This is a genomic window from Bradyrhizobium sp. B117 (assembly GCF_038969555.1).
In the GTDB taxonomy this organism is placed as follows: Bacteria; Pseudomonadota; Alphaproteobacteria; order Rhizobiales; family Xanthobacteraceae; genus Bradyrhizobium.
The window spans coordinates 6,961,276-6,974,976 of record NZ_CP152414.1 but is presented as its reverse complement, the minus strand read 5'-3'; the positions used below and the strand labels follow the sequence as shown (position 1 = coordinate 6,974,976).

The following is a 13,701-nucleotide window of genomic DNA, read 5'->3' as shown; positions in this document are numbered from 1 at the left end:
CTGTCCAAACGATTGTAAATCAGCCCTCGATGACCTCTGCGAGCGAATTGCGATCCGGCAAGGGTGACCGCGACGAGAATTTTCCCGTCGCGTCCTGGATCATTCATCCGCGTCATCGCGCCCTGATCCTGGCGTATTACAATTTCGTCCGCACCGCCGACGACATCGCCGACCACGCCACGCTGCCCCCCGACCAGAAGCTCGCTTATCTCGACCTGCTCGAGGCGGAACTGCTCGGCAAGGGCGACACCCAGGCCGAGGCTGTCACGCTGCGGCGTGCGCTGGCTGACCGCGGCATGACGCCGCGCCATGCGCTCGACGTGCTGATCGCGTTCCGCATGGACGTGACCAAGCTGCGTTACGAGACCTGGGACGAAGTGATCCACTATTGCCGCTATTCGGCGATGCCGGTCGGACGCTTCATGCTCGACGTCCACGGTGAGAGCACCTCGACCTGGGCCGCGTCGGACGCGCTCTGCGCAGGTCTTCAGATCAACAATCATCTCCAGGATTGCGGCAAGGATTTCCGCGAGCTCAACCGCGTCTATCTGCCGCGCGATGCGCTGGCCGCGAGCGGCGCCTCGGTCGAGCAGCTCGGGCTCGCGCAGTCGCCGCCGGCCATGCTGGCCTGCCTTCAGTCGCTTGCCGCGCGCAATGAGGCCCTGCTCGACGAGGGCAGGTCGCTAGCTGCGGAGATCCGGGATTTCCGCCTCGGCGTCGACGTCGCGGTGATCCAGGCCTATGCCGACCGCATCGTGCGCCTTCTGAAGGTGCGCGACCCCTTGCGCGAGCGCGTGCACCTGAACAAGTTCGAGCTGCTCACCTTCAGCCTCGCCGGCATGATCGGCGAAGTCGGCCGCCGCGCGATCGGGCGCAAGGCCATTTCCAGACCGGGGACTGCCCATGACGCTTGAGGCGACCTCGCCCGGCGCCAATTATGGCTCGACCGCATCGAACAGCTCCTTCTACGCTGCGATGCGCATCCTGCCGCATGACCAGCGCGAAGCGATGTTCCAGATCTACAGCTTCTGCCGCCAGGTCGACGACATCGCCGATTCCGACGGCCCGCGCGACGAGCGGCTCGCCGCGCTGCAGGAGTGGCGCAACGACATCGATGCGCTCTATCAGGGCAATCCGCCGCCGCGGCTGAAGGACTACGTCGCCTCGGTGAAGACCTTCGGCCTGAAGCGGGAGGATTTCCTCGCCATCGTCGACGGCATGGAGATGGACGTGCCGCAGGACATCCGCGCGCCCGACATGGCGACGCTCGATCTCTATTGCGATCGCGTCGCGAGCGCTGTCGGACGATTGTCGGTGCGCGTGTTCGGCCTGCCGGAAGAGGACGGCATCCTGCTCGCCCATCATCTCGGCCGCGCGCTCCAGCTCACCAACATCCTGCGCGACATCGACGAGGACGCCGGCCTTGGCCGGCTCTATCTGCCGCGTGAGGCGCTGCTGCATGCCGGGATCACCTCCAACGATCCGAACCGCGTGATCGCCGAGCGCGCGCTGCCGAAGGTCTGCGTGCCGCTGACGCAGCGCGCCAAGGCGCATTTCGAAAAGTCGGACGAGATCATGAACCGCAACAAGCGCCGCGCCGTGCGTGCGCCGCGGATCATGTCGAAGTACTACCATTCCATTCTGGACCTCCTGATCGCGCGCGGTTTCAACGCGCCGCGCGAACCGGTGCGTGTGTCGAAGGTCACACGCATGCTGATCCTGCTCCGCTACGCTTTCATCTGATGCAAAAGACAGCTCACATCATCGGCGCCGGAATTTCCGGCCTCTCTGCCGCCGTGCGGCTCGCCAATGCCGGCGTCAAGGTCGCCGTGCACGAGGCGACGCACCAGGCCGGCGGCCGCTGCCGCTCCTATTTCGACGGCGCCACCAATCTCACCATCGACAACGGCAATCACCTGCTGCTGTCGGGCAACGGCCATGCGCGCGCCTATGCGCGCTCGATCGGCACCGAGGCCGGCCTCGTCGGCCCTGACAGCGCGCAGTTTCCCTTCGTCGACATCAAGACCGGGCAGCGCTGGCAGATCGATCTCGGCAACGGCCGGCTGCCGACCTGGGTGCTCGACGAAAGCCGCCGCGTGCCCGACACCGGGCTCACCGATTATCTCAAGTTGGCGCCGCTGATCTGGGCCTCGGAAGACACGCTGGTCGGCAAGTCGATTCCTTGCGAAGGCATCCTCTATCAGCGCCTGGTGCAGCCGCTGCTGCTTGCCGCGCTCAACGTCGATCCGCCCGAGGGCTCGGCCGGACTTGCCGGCGCCATCGTGCGCGAGACGCTGCTTGCGGGCGGGCAGGCCTGCCGCCCGCTGATCGCGCGCGACGGCCTCAGCGCCGTGCTGATCGAGCCGGCGGTGAAATTCCTGCAGGAGCGCGGCCATTCCGTTCAGCTCGGCCACGAGCTGCGTTCGTTCGTCAGCAGCGACGGCAAGGTGACCGCGCTGAATTTCGGCGGCGAGGACGTGGTCCAGCTCGGCGAGGGCGACGTCATCGTGATGGCGGTGCCGCCGCGCGCGGCAGCGAGCCTGCTGCCTGGCCTGAAGACGCCGACCGAATTCCGCGCCATCGTGAACGCGCATTTCCGCTTTGAGCCGCCGCCCGGTTCGGCGCCGATCCTCGGTGTGATCGGCGGCGTCGTGGAATGGCTGTTCGCGTTCCCGAACCGGCTCTCAGTCACCATCAGCAATGGCGACCGCCTGGTCGACATGCCGCGCGAGGAACTGGCGCAGGCGATCTGGAACGATGTCTGCGAGGCCGCAGGCGTGTCCGGCGAGCTGCCGCCGTGGCAGATCGTGCGCGAGCGCCGTGCCACATTTGCGGCGACGCCGGCCCAGAATGCCCTGCGTCCAGGGCCGGCGACTACGCTGAAAAACCTGTTCCTTGCCGGCGATTGGACTGCTACGGGATTGCCTGCAACGATCGAAGGATCGGTCCGGTCCGGTGACCGCGCCGCGGATCTGGTTCTGGCCGCCAAAGGATCTTGAAAGCGGCCCTGACGGGCGGATGTCCCGGTCATTTTCAATCAACTATCGGAGTAATCGAGCGAGATGGATTCCGTGAACGCGCCCAATCGCGAAGTCCTGGAATCGAGGACCTTGGAATCGAGGACCTTGGACTCGAGCATTGCGTCGGCCACGCAAGGCGTCCTCGGCTTCCAGCAACCGGACGGCCACTGGGTGTTCGAGCTCGAGGCCGACTGCACGATTCCGGCCGAGTACATCCTGCTCCGCCATTATCTCGCAGAGCCCGTCGACACCGTGCTCGAGGCCAAGATCGGCAATTATCTGCGCCGCGTCCAGGGCGCCCATGGCGGCTGGCCGCTGGTGCATGACGGCGAGTTCGACATGAGCGCCAGCGTGAAGGCGTACTTCGCGCTGAAGATGATCGGCGACTCCGTCGATGCGCTTCATATGGTGCGTGCGCGCGAGGCGATCCATGCCCGCGGCGGCGCGATTCACAGCAACGTCTTCACACGCTTCCTGCTCGCGACGTTCGGCGTCGTGACCTGGCGCGCGGTGCCGGTGCTGCCGATCGAGATCGTGCTGCTGCCGTTCTGGTCGCCGTTCCACCTCAACAAGATCTCCTACTGGGCGCGCACCACCATGGTGCCGCTGATGGTGATCGCTGCGCTGAAGCCGCGCGCGAAGAATCCGAAGGGCGTCGGCATCGACGAGCTGTTTTTGCAGGATCCGCGCTCGATCGGCATGACGGCGAAGGCGCCGCATCAGAGCATGGCCTGGTTCCTGCTATTCCGTTCGCTCGATGCGATCCTGCGTGTCATCGAGCCGATGTTTCCGAAGAGCCTGCGCCAGCGCGCGATCGATGCGGCGCTCGCCTTCACCGAGGAGCGGCTGAACGGCGAGGACGGCATGGGCGCGATTTATCCGCCAATGGCCAACATCGTCATGATGTACGACGCGCTCGGCAAGGACGAGAACTATCCGCCGCGTGCGGTGACGCGCCGGGGCATCGACAAGCTGCTGGTGATCCGCGACGACGAAGCCTATTGCCAGCCCTGCGTCTCGCCGGTGTGGGACACGACGCTGACCGCGCATGCGCTGCTGGAAGCCGGCGGCGACAAGGCGGTGCCCGCGGCCCGGCAGGGCCTCGACTGGCTGATCCCGAAGCAGGAGCTCGAGGTGAAGGGCGACTGGGCGGTGAAGCGGCCCGACGTGCGTCCGGGCGGCTGGGCCTTCCAGTACAACAACGCCCATTATCCTGATCTCGACGATACCGCCGTGGTGGTGATGTCGATGGACCGCATGCGCCGGGAGCACGGCGTCGCCGGTTATGATGCCCCGATCGCCCGCGGCCGGGAGTGGATCGAGGGCATGCAGAGCGACGATGGCGGCTGGGCTGCCTTCGACGTCAACAACCTCGAATACTACCTGAACAACATTCCGTTCTCGGACCACGGCGCGCTGCTCGATCCGCCGACCGAGGACGTCACCGCTCGCTGCATCTCCATGCTGGCCCAGCTCGGCGAGACCGAGAAGACCAGCAAGCACGTCGCCGACGGCGTGGCCTATCTCCGCAAGACCCAGCATCCCGAGGGCTCCTGGTATGGCCGCTGGGGCCTGAACTTCATCTATGGAACCTGGTCCGTGCTCTGCGCCCTCAACATGGCGGGCGTCGACCACAAGGACCCGATGATGCGGAAGGCTGCCGCCTGGCTGGCCTCGATCCAGAACAAGGACGGCGGCTGGGGCGAGGACGCGGTCAGCTACCGCCTGGACTACAAGGGCTGGGAGGCCGCCCCGTCGACCGCCTCGCAAACGGCATGGGCCTTGCTTGCCCTGATGGCGGCAGGCGAGGTTGATCACCCGGCCGTCGCCCGCGGGGTGGAGTACCTGATTGCAACACAGAACAAAAAAGGACTGTGGGACGAGCTGCGGTACACCGCCACAGGCTTCCCCCGCGTGTTCTATCTACGGTATCATGGTTACCCAAAGTTCTTTCCGCTGTGGGCGCTGGCGCGGTATCGGAACTTGCGGAACACCAACAGCAGGGTGGTAGGGGTCGGAATGTGACTTTGGGGACGGGGGACTATTTTACCGCGGGCAATGCCATTGATCCGCGGCCGATCTTGATCGTGACTGGACTGGTTCAGGAGGCCCGTATCGCGGCCGGGCCTGGAATGGCCGTCATCTGCTCGTCCAGCAGCCCCAGCCAATTGCGCGCGCTGCTGACGGTGGTCGATCCCGATACGATTCGCGGCGTGATCTCGTTCGGCGTGGCCGGCGGGCTCGATCCGACGCTGCGCTCCGGTGACGTCGTGCTGGCGACCGAGGTGCTGTCCGGCGACACCCGCTGGGCCGCAGGCCTGTCGCTCGGCGACGACCTGATCGACCGCCTGACCTCGGGCCGCCGCCGCGTGGTGCGCGGCAGCCTCGCCGGCGCCGAGGAGGTGGTCACGAAGCGGTCCTGCAAGGCGGCGCTGCATTCCGAGACCGGGGCTGCGGCCGTCGACATGGAAAGCCACATCGCGGCTGCCTATGCCGCCGAGGCCGGGCTGCCCTTCGCCGCGGTCCGCGTCATCAGCGATCCCGCTCACCGTGCGCTGCCGGCGCTCGCCCGTGCCGCGATCAAGCCGAACGGCCAGATCGACCTTCCGGCCGTGCTGCGCGGCATCGTGCGCAATCCGACGACGCTGCATGCGCTGGTCTCGACCGGCATCGACTTCAATCGCGCGCTACGCTCACTTCGCGGCTGCCGCGACTATCTGATCGGGACGGAGCTCATCGAGAGCGAGGTCCTGGTGTCCAAGGCGGCCTGAGCGACGTCTTCGCGCTGAGCAAAAGAAAAGGCCCGGTCGCGCGACCGGGCCTTTCTGTTTGTATCTGTTGTCCGCGCGCTTACGCGGCGGTCGAAGCCTTCCGCGCGGCCTTCTGTTCGGCGGCGAGCGCTTCGTCCTTGCGGATCTCCGACAGCTTCTTCTGGACCTGCTCCGAGAAGATGTACTGCGCCGGGCGCTGCTTGGACATGTCGATCTCCGGCACCATCGGGCCAGTGGTCTTGATGCCGCGCAGCGACACCCACATCGCCTTCAGCGGGTTGTTGAGCGCTGCGGTCGCCGCCGTCGGCTCGTAGCCGCAATGGGCCATACAGTCGGCGCACTTCTCGTACTTGCCGGTGCCGTAGGTGTCCCAGTCGGTGGTGTCCATCAGCTCCTTGAAGGTTTTGGCGTAGCCTTCACCGAGCAGGTAGCAGGGCTTCTGCCAGCCGAAGATGTTGCGCGCGGGCATGCCCCACGGCGTGCACTCGTATTCCTGGTTGCCGGCGAGGAAGTCCAGGAACAGGCCGGAATGCATGAAGTTCCATTTCTTGCCCTTGCCCATCGCGAAGACGTCGCGGAACAGCTTCTTGGTCTTGGTGCGGTTGAGGAAGTGCTCCTGGTCCGGCGCGCGCTCATAGGCGTAGCCCGGCGACATCGAGACGCCGACACCGAGCTCGACGGTGAGGTCGAGGAATTTTGCGATCTCCTCGGCCGGATGGCCGTCGAAGATGGTGGCGTTGACGTTGACGGTGAAGCCGCGCGCCTTGGCCGCCTTGATCGCGGAGACGGCGCGGTCGAACACGCCCTTCTGCGACACCGCCTTGTCGTGGTGGTCGCGCAGGCCGTCGAGATGCACCGAGAAGAACAGGTAGGGCGAGGGCTCGAACAGGTCGAGCTTCTTCTCGAGCAGCAGCGCGTTCGTGCAGAGCGAGACGAACTTCTTGCGCGCAACGAGGCCGCGCACGATCTCGCCGATCTCCTTGTGGATCAGCGGTTCGCCGCCGGGAATCGCGACCATCGGCGCGCCGCACTCGTCGGCCGCGTCCCAGCACTCCTGCGCGGTCATGCGGCGGTTGAGGATCGCATCCGGATAATCGATCTTGCCGCAGCCGACGCAGGCGAGGTTGCAGCGGAACAGCGGCTCCAGCATCAGCACGAGCGGATAGCGTTTGCGGCCAAGCAGTTTCTGCTTGAGCAAATAGCCGCCGATACGCATTTCCTTGAAGAAGGGGATAGCCATTGCAGGTTTCTTTCTGGGATTGGAATTCGGGGTAGGTCAGCTCGCAGCCAGTTCGGCCGGAAGCCTGAATTCGATGTTTTCCTCGCGGCCCGGCAGCACTTGAACCTTCACCGGTCCGATCCGCCGCATCGCTTCGATCACGTCATCCACGAGTACCTCGGGCGCCGAGGCGCCGGCCGTGACGCCGACGGTCCTGGCATCCTTCAACCACTCCGGATTGAGCTCGCTGCCGTCGGCAATCAAATAACTCGCGACGCCGGCCTCAGTGCCGATTTCGCGGAGCCGGTTCGAATTCGAGCTATTGGCAGCGCCCACCACCAAGATCATGTCGACCAGCTTGCTCAAGTCCCTTACCGCAGATTGGCGGTTCTGTGTCGCATAGCAGATATCCCGGATATCCGGACCTTGAATATCTGTAAAGCGGGCCTGGAGGGCCGCGATGATGTCCCTGGTGTCGTCGACCGACAGGGTGGTCTGGGTGATGTAGGCCAATGGCGTATCTGCCGGCAGCGCCAGGGCGTTAACCTCTTCAACGCTTTGGACCAGCAGCACGGGGCCGGGAACCTGGCCCATCGTGCCCTCGACCTCGGGGTGGCCGGCATGGCCGATCAGGATCAGGGTCCGGCCCTTGGTGATGTAGCGCTTCCCCTGATTGTGAACTTTCGTGACCAGCGGGCAGGTGGCATTGAGCACCGGAAGGTCGCGCGCGGCGGCCTCTTCCTCGACGCTGCGGGCGACGCCATGGGCGCTGAACACCGTCACGGCCTTCGGCGGAACCTCGGACAGCTCCTCGACGAAGATCGCGCCTTTGTTCTTCAGGCTCTCGACCACGTACTTGTTGTGCACGATCTCGTGGCGCACGTAGACGGGCGGGCCGTACTTCTCCAGCGCCCGTTCCACGATCTCGATCGCACGCACCACGCCGGCGCAGAAGCCGCGCGGCTGCGCTAGGTAAACTTCCATAGGACGCCCATCACGCAAGTTGCACCAATCCGCTTCAAGTCCCCGGCGGCACCCCGACCCTGACCAATCAGGTGCAATAACCGCACCATTGGTTTCGCGCACGCGGTAACCACCCACCCCCATCGGGGTTCCGGCGCATGGAGGCGCAATACTTTGTGTCAAAAAATCGGCAGCAAGGAAAGGTCAATGAACCCGGGTTCCCGGCTGCCCTAACGATGCGGTACTATAATATGGTACCCCCCGGTGGGCAAAGCGACCTTTGTGCTCACCGCATCGCCACTTTCCCGCCTTAACTCCCCGGCTATACCGACCGCCGCATTTCGCGACGGACTTTGCCGTTTACCTCGAACCTCGGTGCGGCGAGTGCCACCCAAAACAGCAATAGGTTTCGCCCGGGAACTCCGATAAACAGCGGGCGTTTTCGGCAAGCTGTTCACCAGAAAGAAAAGATGTGCTGCAAAGCGTAGTCGTTGCCATCGTCAGGGCCTGCACCCGGTTTGCCTCCCTCGTCGTCATTCTCGGGCTCCTGCTGTCGGTCGGCGCGGGCTATTACGCCGCGCGGCACTTCGCCATCAACACCGACATCAATTCGCTGATTTCCCAGAATCTCGACTGGCGCCAGCGCGACCAGCAGTTCGACCGCGCCTTCGACCGCGACGCGACGATTCTCGCGGTCGTTGAGGCCGCGACGCCCGAGCTGACGACCGCCGCGGCGGACGCGCTCTATGCGAAGCTGAAAGACGACAAGACCAATTTCGTGTCGATGCAGCAGCTCGGCACCGGCGAGTTCTTCGAGCGCAACGGCCTGTTGTTCCTGCCGACCGAAGAGGTTGCCAAGGCGACCAGTCAGTTCGAATCCGCAGCGCCCCTGATCGAGATCATGGCCGGCGATCCCTCGATCCGCGGCCTGACGGGAGCGCTCGAGACCGGGCTTGCCGGCGTCAAGCGCGGGCAGGTGAAGCTCGACAGCACCGAGCGGCCTTTCAACCAGATCGCGCAGACCGTCGAGACCGTGGTCAACAAGGGCAACGCGACCTTCTCCTGGCGCGAGCTCGTCAGCGACCAGCCGCTGTCGGATTCGGACAGGCGCGCCTTCATCGAGTTCAAGCCGATCCTCGACTACAACGCGCTGGAGCCCGGCAAGGACGCCACCGACGCGATCCGCAAGGCTGCCGCCGAGCTCGATTTCCCGACCAAATTCCAGGCCCGGGTGCGGCTGACCGGCCCGGTGCCGATCGCGAACGAGGAATACGCCACCGTGCAGGAAGGTGCTGTCTTGAACGGCGTCGGCACGGTCCTCGTCGTGCTGGTGATCCTGTGGCTGGCGCTGCATTCGGCCAAGATCATCTTCGCCGTGTTCATCAATCTCTTCGTCGGACTCGCGATCACGACCGCGGCCGGGCTGATGATGGTGGGCTCGTTCAATCTGCTGTCGATCGCGTTCGCGGTGCTGTTCGTCGGCCTCGGCGTCGATTTCGGCATCCAGTACAGCGTCCGCTATCGCTCGGAGCGCTACAAGCACGACGACCTCACGGGTGCGCTGGTGCTGGCGGCGAAGCGTTCGGCGATCCCGCTGTCGCTGGCGGCGATGGCGACCGCGGCCGGCTTCCTCTGCTTCATGCCGACCGACTACAAGGGCATCGCGGAGCTGGGCCAGATTGCAGGCGTCGGCATGCTGGTGGCATTCCTGTCCTCGATCACGGTTCTGCCGGCACTGCTGAAGCTCTTGAACCCGCCCGGCGAGATGGAGCCGGTCGGCTACGCCTTCCTGGCGCCGCTCGATCACTTCCTGGAGAAGCACCGTGTGCTGGTCGTCGGCGGCACGCTGCTGCTGGCGCTCGCCGGCCTGCCGCTGCTCTATTTCATGAAGTTCGACTTCAACCCGATGAACCTGCGCAACCCGCATGCCGAATCGATCGCGACCTTCCTCGACCTGCGCAAGGATCCCAACACCGGCGCCAATGCCATCAACGTGATGACCACATCGGAGGAGCAGGCGAGGCAGGTCGAGGCGAGGCTGGAGAAGGTCCCGGAAGTGCTGCGGGTGATGTCGCTCGACAGCTTCGTGCCGCAGGACCAGCAGCCGAAGCTGAAGCTGATCGCGCAGGGCGCCAAGGTGCTGAACCCCGCGCTCAACCCCGACCAGATCGATGCGGCGCCGACGGATCAGGAAAATGTCGAGGCGCTGAAATCCTCGGTCGACAATCTGCGCCGGACTGCCGGTGATACGAAGGGCCCTGGCGCGGTCGCCTCGCGGCGGCTGGCGGACGCGCTCGAGAAGCTCGCCAATGGCGACGAGGCCACGCGCAACAAGGCGCAGGCCGTGTTCGTCACGCCGATGAAGATCGTGTTCGACCAGCTCAGGAACGCGATGCAGGCGGGTCCCGTAACCCTGGCCTCGCTGCCGCCCGATCTCGTCAGCGCCTGGAAGAGCAAGGACGGCGTCATCCGCGTCGAGGCGCTGCCCAAGGGCGATCCCAACGACAACGACACGCTGCGCAGATTTGCCGCCGCCGTGCTCGCGGCCGAGCCGACTGCGATCGGCGGGCCGGTCTCGATCCTGAAGTCCGGCGACACCGTGGTGAAGGCGTTCATCCACGCCGGCATCTACGCGCTATTGGTGATCAGCCTGTTGCTGTGGATCACGCTGCGGCGGTTCGTCGACGTGCTGATGACGCTGGTGCCGCTGCTGGTGGCCGGCGCGGTGACGCTCGAAATCTGCGTGTTGATCGGCCTGCCGCTCAACTTCGCCAACATCGTCGCGTTCCCGCTGCTGCTCGGCGTCGGCGTCGCCTTCAAGATCTATTATGTCGTGGCCTGGCGCTCGGGCAGAACGAATCTGCTCCAGACCAGCCTCACGCGCGCAATCTTCTTCAGTGCGCTGACGACGGCGACTGCGTTCGGCAGCCTGTGGCTGTCGAGCCATCCCGGCACGTCCAGCATGGGCAAGCTGCTCGCACTCTCGCTGGTGACGACGCTTGCCGCGGTGCTGCTGTTCCAGCCGGCCCTAATGGGCAAGCCCCGCAATCTCAGGGAGTAGGCAGATGTCGCCGACCGTGTCGGCGGCGCCTTTCTGACCGGGCTTAGCGGCGGTCTTCGGGGCTGCGGGCGCGGGGGCTGCAGGCGCTGCGGCGCCCGTCGTGCTCTGGGCTTTCGGCGCCGTGGACTTCGGTCCACCCTTCGCCATGGCGTTCGCTGTGCTCAAGGGGATCGGCGGGCCGACCCGGGTCCAGGTCTCGCCGCCGCAGAGGAAGCCCATCACGCAGCCCTTGATTTCGAGCTGGTCGGTGCCGGCAGGCGTGATGGTCGCGCTGTAGAGCTGGCCGTCCTTGGCGTTGTAGACCTGTCCTTCCCACTGATCGACGCCGGGCTTCTTCTTCATGTCGATCAGGGTCGCCATGCCCAGCGTCGGCCTGTTCTTTTTTGACACATCCGGATTGTTCTCGTCGCGGCCGCCGGGCTGTTTTTCCCAGGAAACTGCGCCCCACATGCTGCCATTGCATTGGGCGACACGGATGTTGGCGACGCCGTCGGCGACCCGCCAGTCGCCGGTGGGATCGGCGGCGAGCGCCGGGGTCAGGCAGGTGTAACCGCCAGCCAGTATAATTCCGGTGTAAAGGGCTAAACGCATGAGAGTTCCTTGGCAGTGCAACATGGTCTAAAGCTGTGCTTGCGAAGATGGTCCGAAAAAGGGCAAAAGGCCGCACAGCCGTTTTCAGTAACGGTCCGTTTTCAGTTGACGAGACGGCCCTCAACCGAAGTATGTAGCGGATGCACAGTCCAAATCCAGACATGTCTCAGCTGTTCGCGGACCGTCAGGCCCAGCGCAGCGCTCTGCATAATCGGTACCTGAACGAGCAGTTCGTCCGGGTTCTGAAGACCATCGGCTACGATGTCGGCTTCCAGAAGGGGCAGGGGCAGTACCTCTACGACCGCGACGGGGCGCGCTATCTCGACCTGTTGTCCGGATTCGGCGTGTTCGCGATCGGACGCAATCATCCGGTCATGCGCGAGGCGCTCAAGAGCGTGCTGGACGCCGATTTGCCCAATCTCGTCCAGTTCGACGTCTCGACGCTCGCCGGCGTGCTCGCCGAGCGCCTCCTGAAATACGTCCCCTATCTCGACAAGGCGTTTTTCGCCAATTCCGGCGCCGAATGCGTCGAAGCGGCGATCAAGTTCGCCCGTGGCGCGACAGGGCGTCCCGGCATCGTCTATTGCGCCCACGGCTATCACGGCCTGACCTATGGCGCGCTGTCGCTGACGGGTGATTCGAACTTCCGCACCGGCTTCGAGCCGCTGCTGCCGGGCTGCACGTCGATCCCGTTCAACGACCTGGCCGCGCTGGAAAAGGCACTGGCCTCGCGCGAGGTCGCAGCCTTCGTCGTCGAGCCGATTCAGGGCAAGGGCGTCAACATGCCCACCGACGAGTTCCTGCCGGGCGCGGCCGCGCTCTGCAAGAAATACGGCACCCTGTTCGTCGCCGACGAGATCCAGACCGGCATGGGCCGTACCGGCCGCTTCCTCGCAGTCGAGCACTGGAACGTCGAGCCCGACATGGTGCTGCTGTCGAAGTCGCTGTCCGGCGGACACGTGCCGGTCGGCGCGGTGCTGACGCGCAAGAGCATCTTCGACAAGATCTTCAACCAGATGGACCGTGCGGTGGTGCACGGTTCGACCTTCTCCAAGAACGACCTGGCGATGGCCGCGGGCATCGCCACGCTCGATGTCATGGAGTCCGAGAAGCTGATCGAGTCCGCCGCCAAGCGCGGCGCCGAGCTGCGCCTCGCGCTGACGCGCATGGTGCCCGGCTACGAGCTGATGAAGGAAGTGCGCGGCAAGGGCCTGATGATCGGCGTCGAGTTCGGCCCGCCGAAGTCGCTGCGCCTGCGCGCCTCATGGAACGTGCTGGAGACCGCCAACAAGGGCTTGTTCTGCCAGCTCATCACCGTGCCGCTGTTCAAGGACCACAAGATCCTCACCCAGGTCGCCGGCCACGGCAGCCACACCATCAAGCTGCTGCCGCCGCTCACCATCACCGAAGAAGACTGCAACTGGATCGAGCGCGCCTTCGACGACGTCATCGCCGGCAGCCACAAGGTCCCCGGCGCGATCTGGTCGCTCGGCAAGACGCTGGTGGACAACGCGGTGCGGCGGTCGGCGTAAGGCCTCCGCCGCGGCCTGATGTCGCGACGTGCGGCCTGCTGAAGCAGTCTGCCTCCTGAAACGCCAAATCGGCACTTACTTTCCCGGCATTGACCTGACCGGGAGAGGAGTTGCGCGATGCCTGTGACTGGCGGCTGTCATTGCGGTGCGATCCGCTACGAGGTGAACGGCGACATGATGGTGCACGCGCTCTGCCACTGCGCGGATTGCCGTCGCCATTCGGGAGCGCCGATGGTCGGCTGGGCGATGTATTCGCGCGAAGCGGTCAAAGTGGTGCGGGGCCAGCCGAAGATCTACCACTCCTCGGAGCATGGACGCCGGCACTTCTGTGCCGATTGCGGCACGGGGCTGTTCTACGTCAACGAAAACCTGATGCCCGACGTCATCGACATCCAGAGCGGCACCTATGATGACCCCGATGCCATTCCGGCCATGATGCACATCCAGATCGCCGAGCGGATTGGCTGGATGGAGCGGGCGCACGAATTGCCGGTGTTCGAACGGTTTCCCCCGCTCGAATAACGCGCGCAGGCGCCGTACGATC

11 protein-coding genes are annotated in these 13,701 nt (G+C 65.0%); 8 read left to right on the top strand and 3 right to left on the bottom strand.

The features are described 5' to 3' along the window. Positions 1-29 precede the first annotated feature (29 nt). The 5 genes from hpnC (at position 30) to AAFG16_RS33845 (ending at position 5,791) form a co-directional block, all read left to right on the top strand. Positions 30-914 (top strand): squalene synthase HpnC, encoded by an 885-nt coding sequence (gene hpnC / locus AAFG16_RS33865; RefSeq protein WP_283080791.1) that lies wholly within the window; start codon positions 30-32, stop codon positions 912-914. After that, entirely contained in the window at positions 904-1,743 is an 840-nt protein-coding gene (gene hpnD / locus AAFG16_RS33860; protein ID WP_283080790.1) for a presqualene diphosphate synthase HpnD, read from the top strand. Before hpnC ends, hpnD begins: the two co-directional genes overlap by 11 nt. Continuing rightward, positions 1,743-2,999 (top strand): hydroxysqualene dehydroxylase HpnE, encoded by a 1,257-nt coding sequence (hpnE, locus tag AAFG16_RS33855; protein ID WP_342732292.1) that lies wholly within the window; start codon positions 1,743-1,745, stop codon positions 2,997-2,999. The genes hpnD and hpnE overlap by 1 nt, the downstream gene beginning before the upstream one ends. Before the next feature lie 63 nt (positions 3,000-3,062). Next, the gene (shc, locus tag AAFG16_RS33850) at positions 3,063-5,045 is read left to right on the top strand and encodes a squalene--hopene cyclase (RefSeq protein ID WP_342732290.1); all 1,983 of its coding nucleotides are present in this window, start codon (positions 3,063-3,065) and stop codon (positions 5,043-5,045) included. Further along, entirely contained in the window at positions 5,042-5,791 is a 750-nt protein-coding gene (locus tag AAFG16_RS33845) for a phosphorylase (protein WP_283080787.1), read from the top strand. Before shc ends, AAFG16_RS33845 begins: the two co-directional genes overlap by 4 nt. A gap of 79 nt (positions 5,792-5,870) precedes the next feature. On the opposite strand, the gene hpnH is transcribed toward AAFG16_RS33845, so the two are convergent. After that, positions 5,871-7,031 (bottom strand): adenosyl-hopene transferase HpnH, encoded by a 1,161-nt coding sequence (gene hpnH, locus AAFG16_RS33840; RefSeq protein ID WP_283080786.1) that lies wholly within the window; start codon positions 7,029-7,031, stop codon positions 5,871-5,873. A gap of 36 nt (positions 7,032-7,067) precedes the next feature. Beyond that, positions 7,068-7,994 carry a 4-hydroxy-3-methylbut-2-enyl diphosphate reductase gene (gene ispH / locus AAFG16_RS33835; RefSeq protein WP_342741012.1) on the bottom strand — a complete coding sequence of 309 codons (927 nt, stop codon included), beginning with the start codon at positions 7,992-7,994 and terminating at the stop codon, positions 7,068-7,070. A gap of 451 nt (positions 7,995-8,445) precedes the next feature. Here ispH and AAFG16_RS33830 point away from each other — a divergent pair, with 451 nt between their 5' ends. Next, entirely contained in the window at positions 8,446-11,034 is a 2,589-nt protein-coding gene (locus AAFG16_RS33830) for an MMPL family transporter (RefSeq protein ID WP_342732286.1), read from the top strand. On the opposite strand, the gene AAFG16_RS33825 is transcribed toward AAFG16_RS33830, so the two are convergent. Next, on the bottom strand, positions 11,002-11,625 hold the full coding sequence (locus AAFG16_RS33825; RefSeq protein WP_283080784.1) for a DUF2147 domain-containing protein: 624 nt from the start codon (positions 11,623-11,625) through the stop codon (positions 11,002-11,004). The two genes, AAFG16_RS33830 and AAFG16_RS33825, sit on opposite strands and share 33 nt — an antisense overlap. 140 nt (positions 11,626-11,765) lie before the next feature. Here AAFG16_RS33825 and hpnO point away from each other — a divergent pair, with 140 nt between their 5' ends. Continuing rightward, positions 11,766-13,157: an aminobacteriohopanetriol synthase HpnO gene (hpnO, locus tag AAFG16_RS33820; RefSeq protein WP_283080783.1), complete on the top strand. Its 1,392-nt coding sequence runs from the start codon at positions 11,766-11,768 to the stop codon at positions 13,155-13,157. Positions 13,158-13,274: 117 nt separating this feature from the next. Then, on the top strand, positions 13,275-13,679 hold the full coding sequence (locus AAFG16_RS33815; protein WP_283080782.1) for a GFA family protein: 405 nt from the start codon (positions 13,275-13,277) through the stop codon (positions 13,677-13,679). Positions 13,680-13,701 lie beyond the last annotated feature (22 nt).

Coding starts and splice junctions, on each gene's coding strand:
- AAFG16_RS33825 (WP_283080784.1), bottom strand. CDS start 11,625: ATGCGTTTAGCCCTTTACACCGGAATTATACTGGCTGGCGGTTACACC.
- hpnC (WP_283080791.1), top strand. CDS start 30: ATGACCTCTGCGAGCGAATTGCGATCCGGCAAGGGTGACCGCGACGAG.
- hpnE (WP_342732292.1), top strand. CDS start 1,743: ATGCAAAAGACAGCTCACATCATCGGCGCCGGAATTTCCGGCCTCTCT.
- hpnH (WP_283080786.1), bottom strand. CDS start 7,031: ATGGCTATCCCCTTCTTCAAGGAAATGCGTATCGGCGGCTATTTGCTC.
- shc (WP_342732290.1), top strand. CDS start 3,063: ATGGATTCCGTGAACGCGCCCAATCGCGAAGTCCTGGAATCGAGGACC.
- hpnO (WP_283080783.1), top strand. CDS start 11,766: ATGCACAGTCCAAATCCAGACATGTCTCAGCTGTTCGCGGACCGTCAG.
- hpnD (WP_283080790.1), top strand. CDS start 904: ATGACGCTTGAGGCGACCTCGCCCGGCGCCAATTATGGCTCGACCGCA.
- ispH (WP_342741012.1), bottom strand. CDS start 7,994: ATGGAAGTTTACCTAGCGCAGCCGCGCGGCTTCTGCGCCGGCGTGGTG.
- AAFG16_RS33815 (WP_283080782.1), top strand. CDS start 13,275: ATGCCTGTGACTGGCGGCTGTCATTGCGGTGCGATCCGCTACGAGGTG.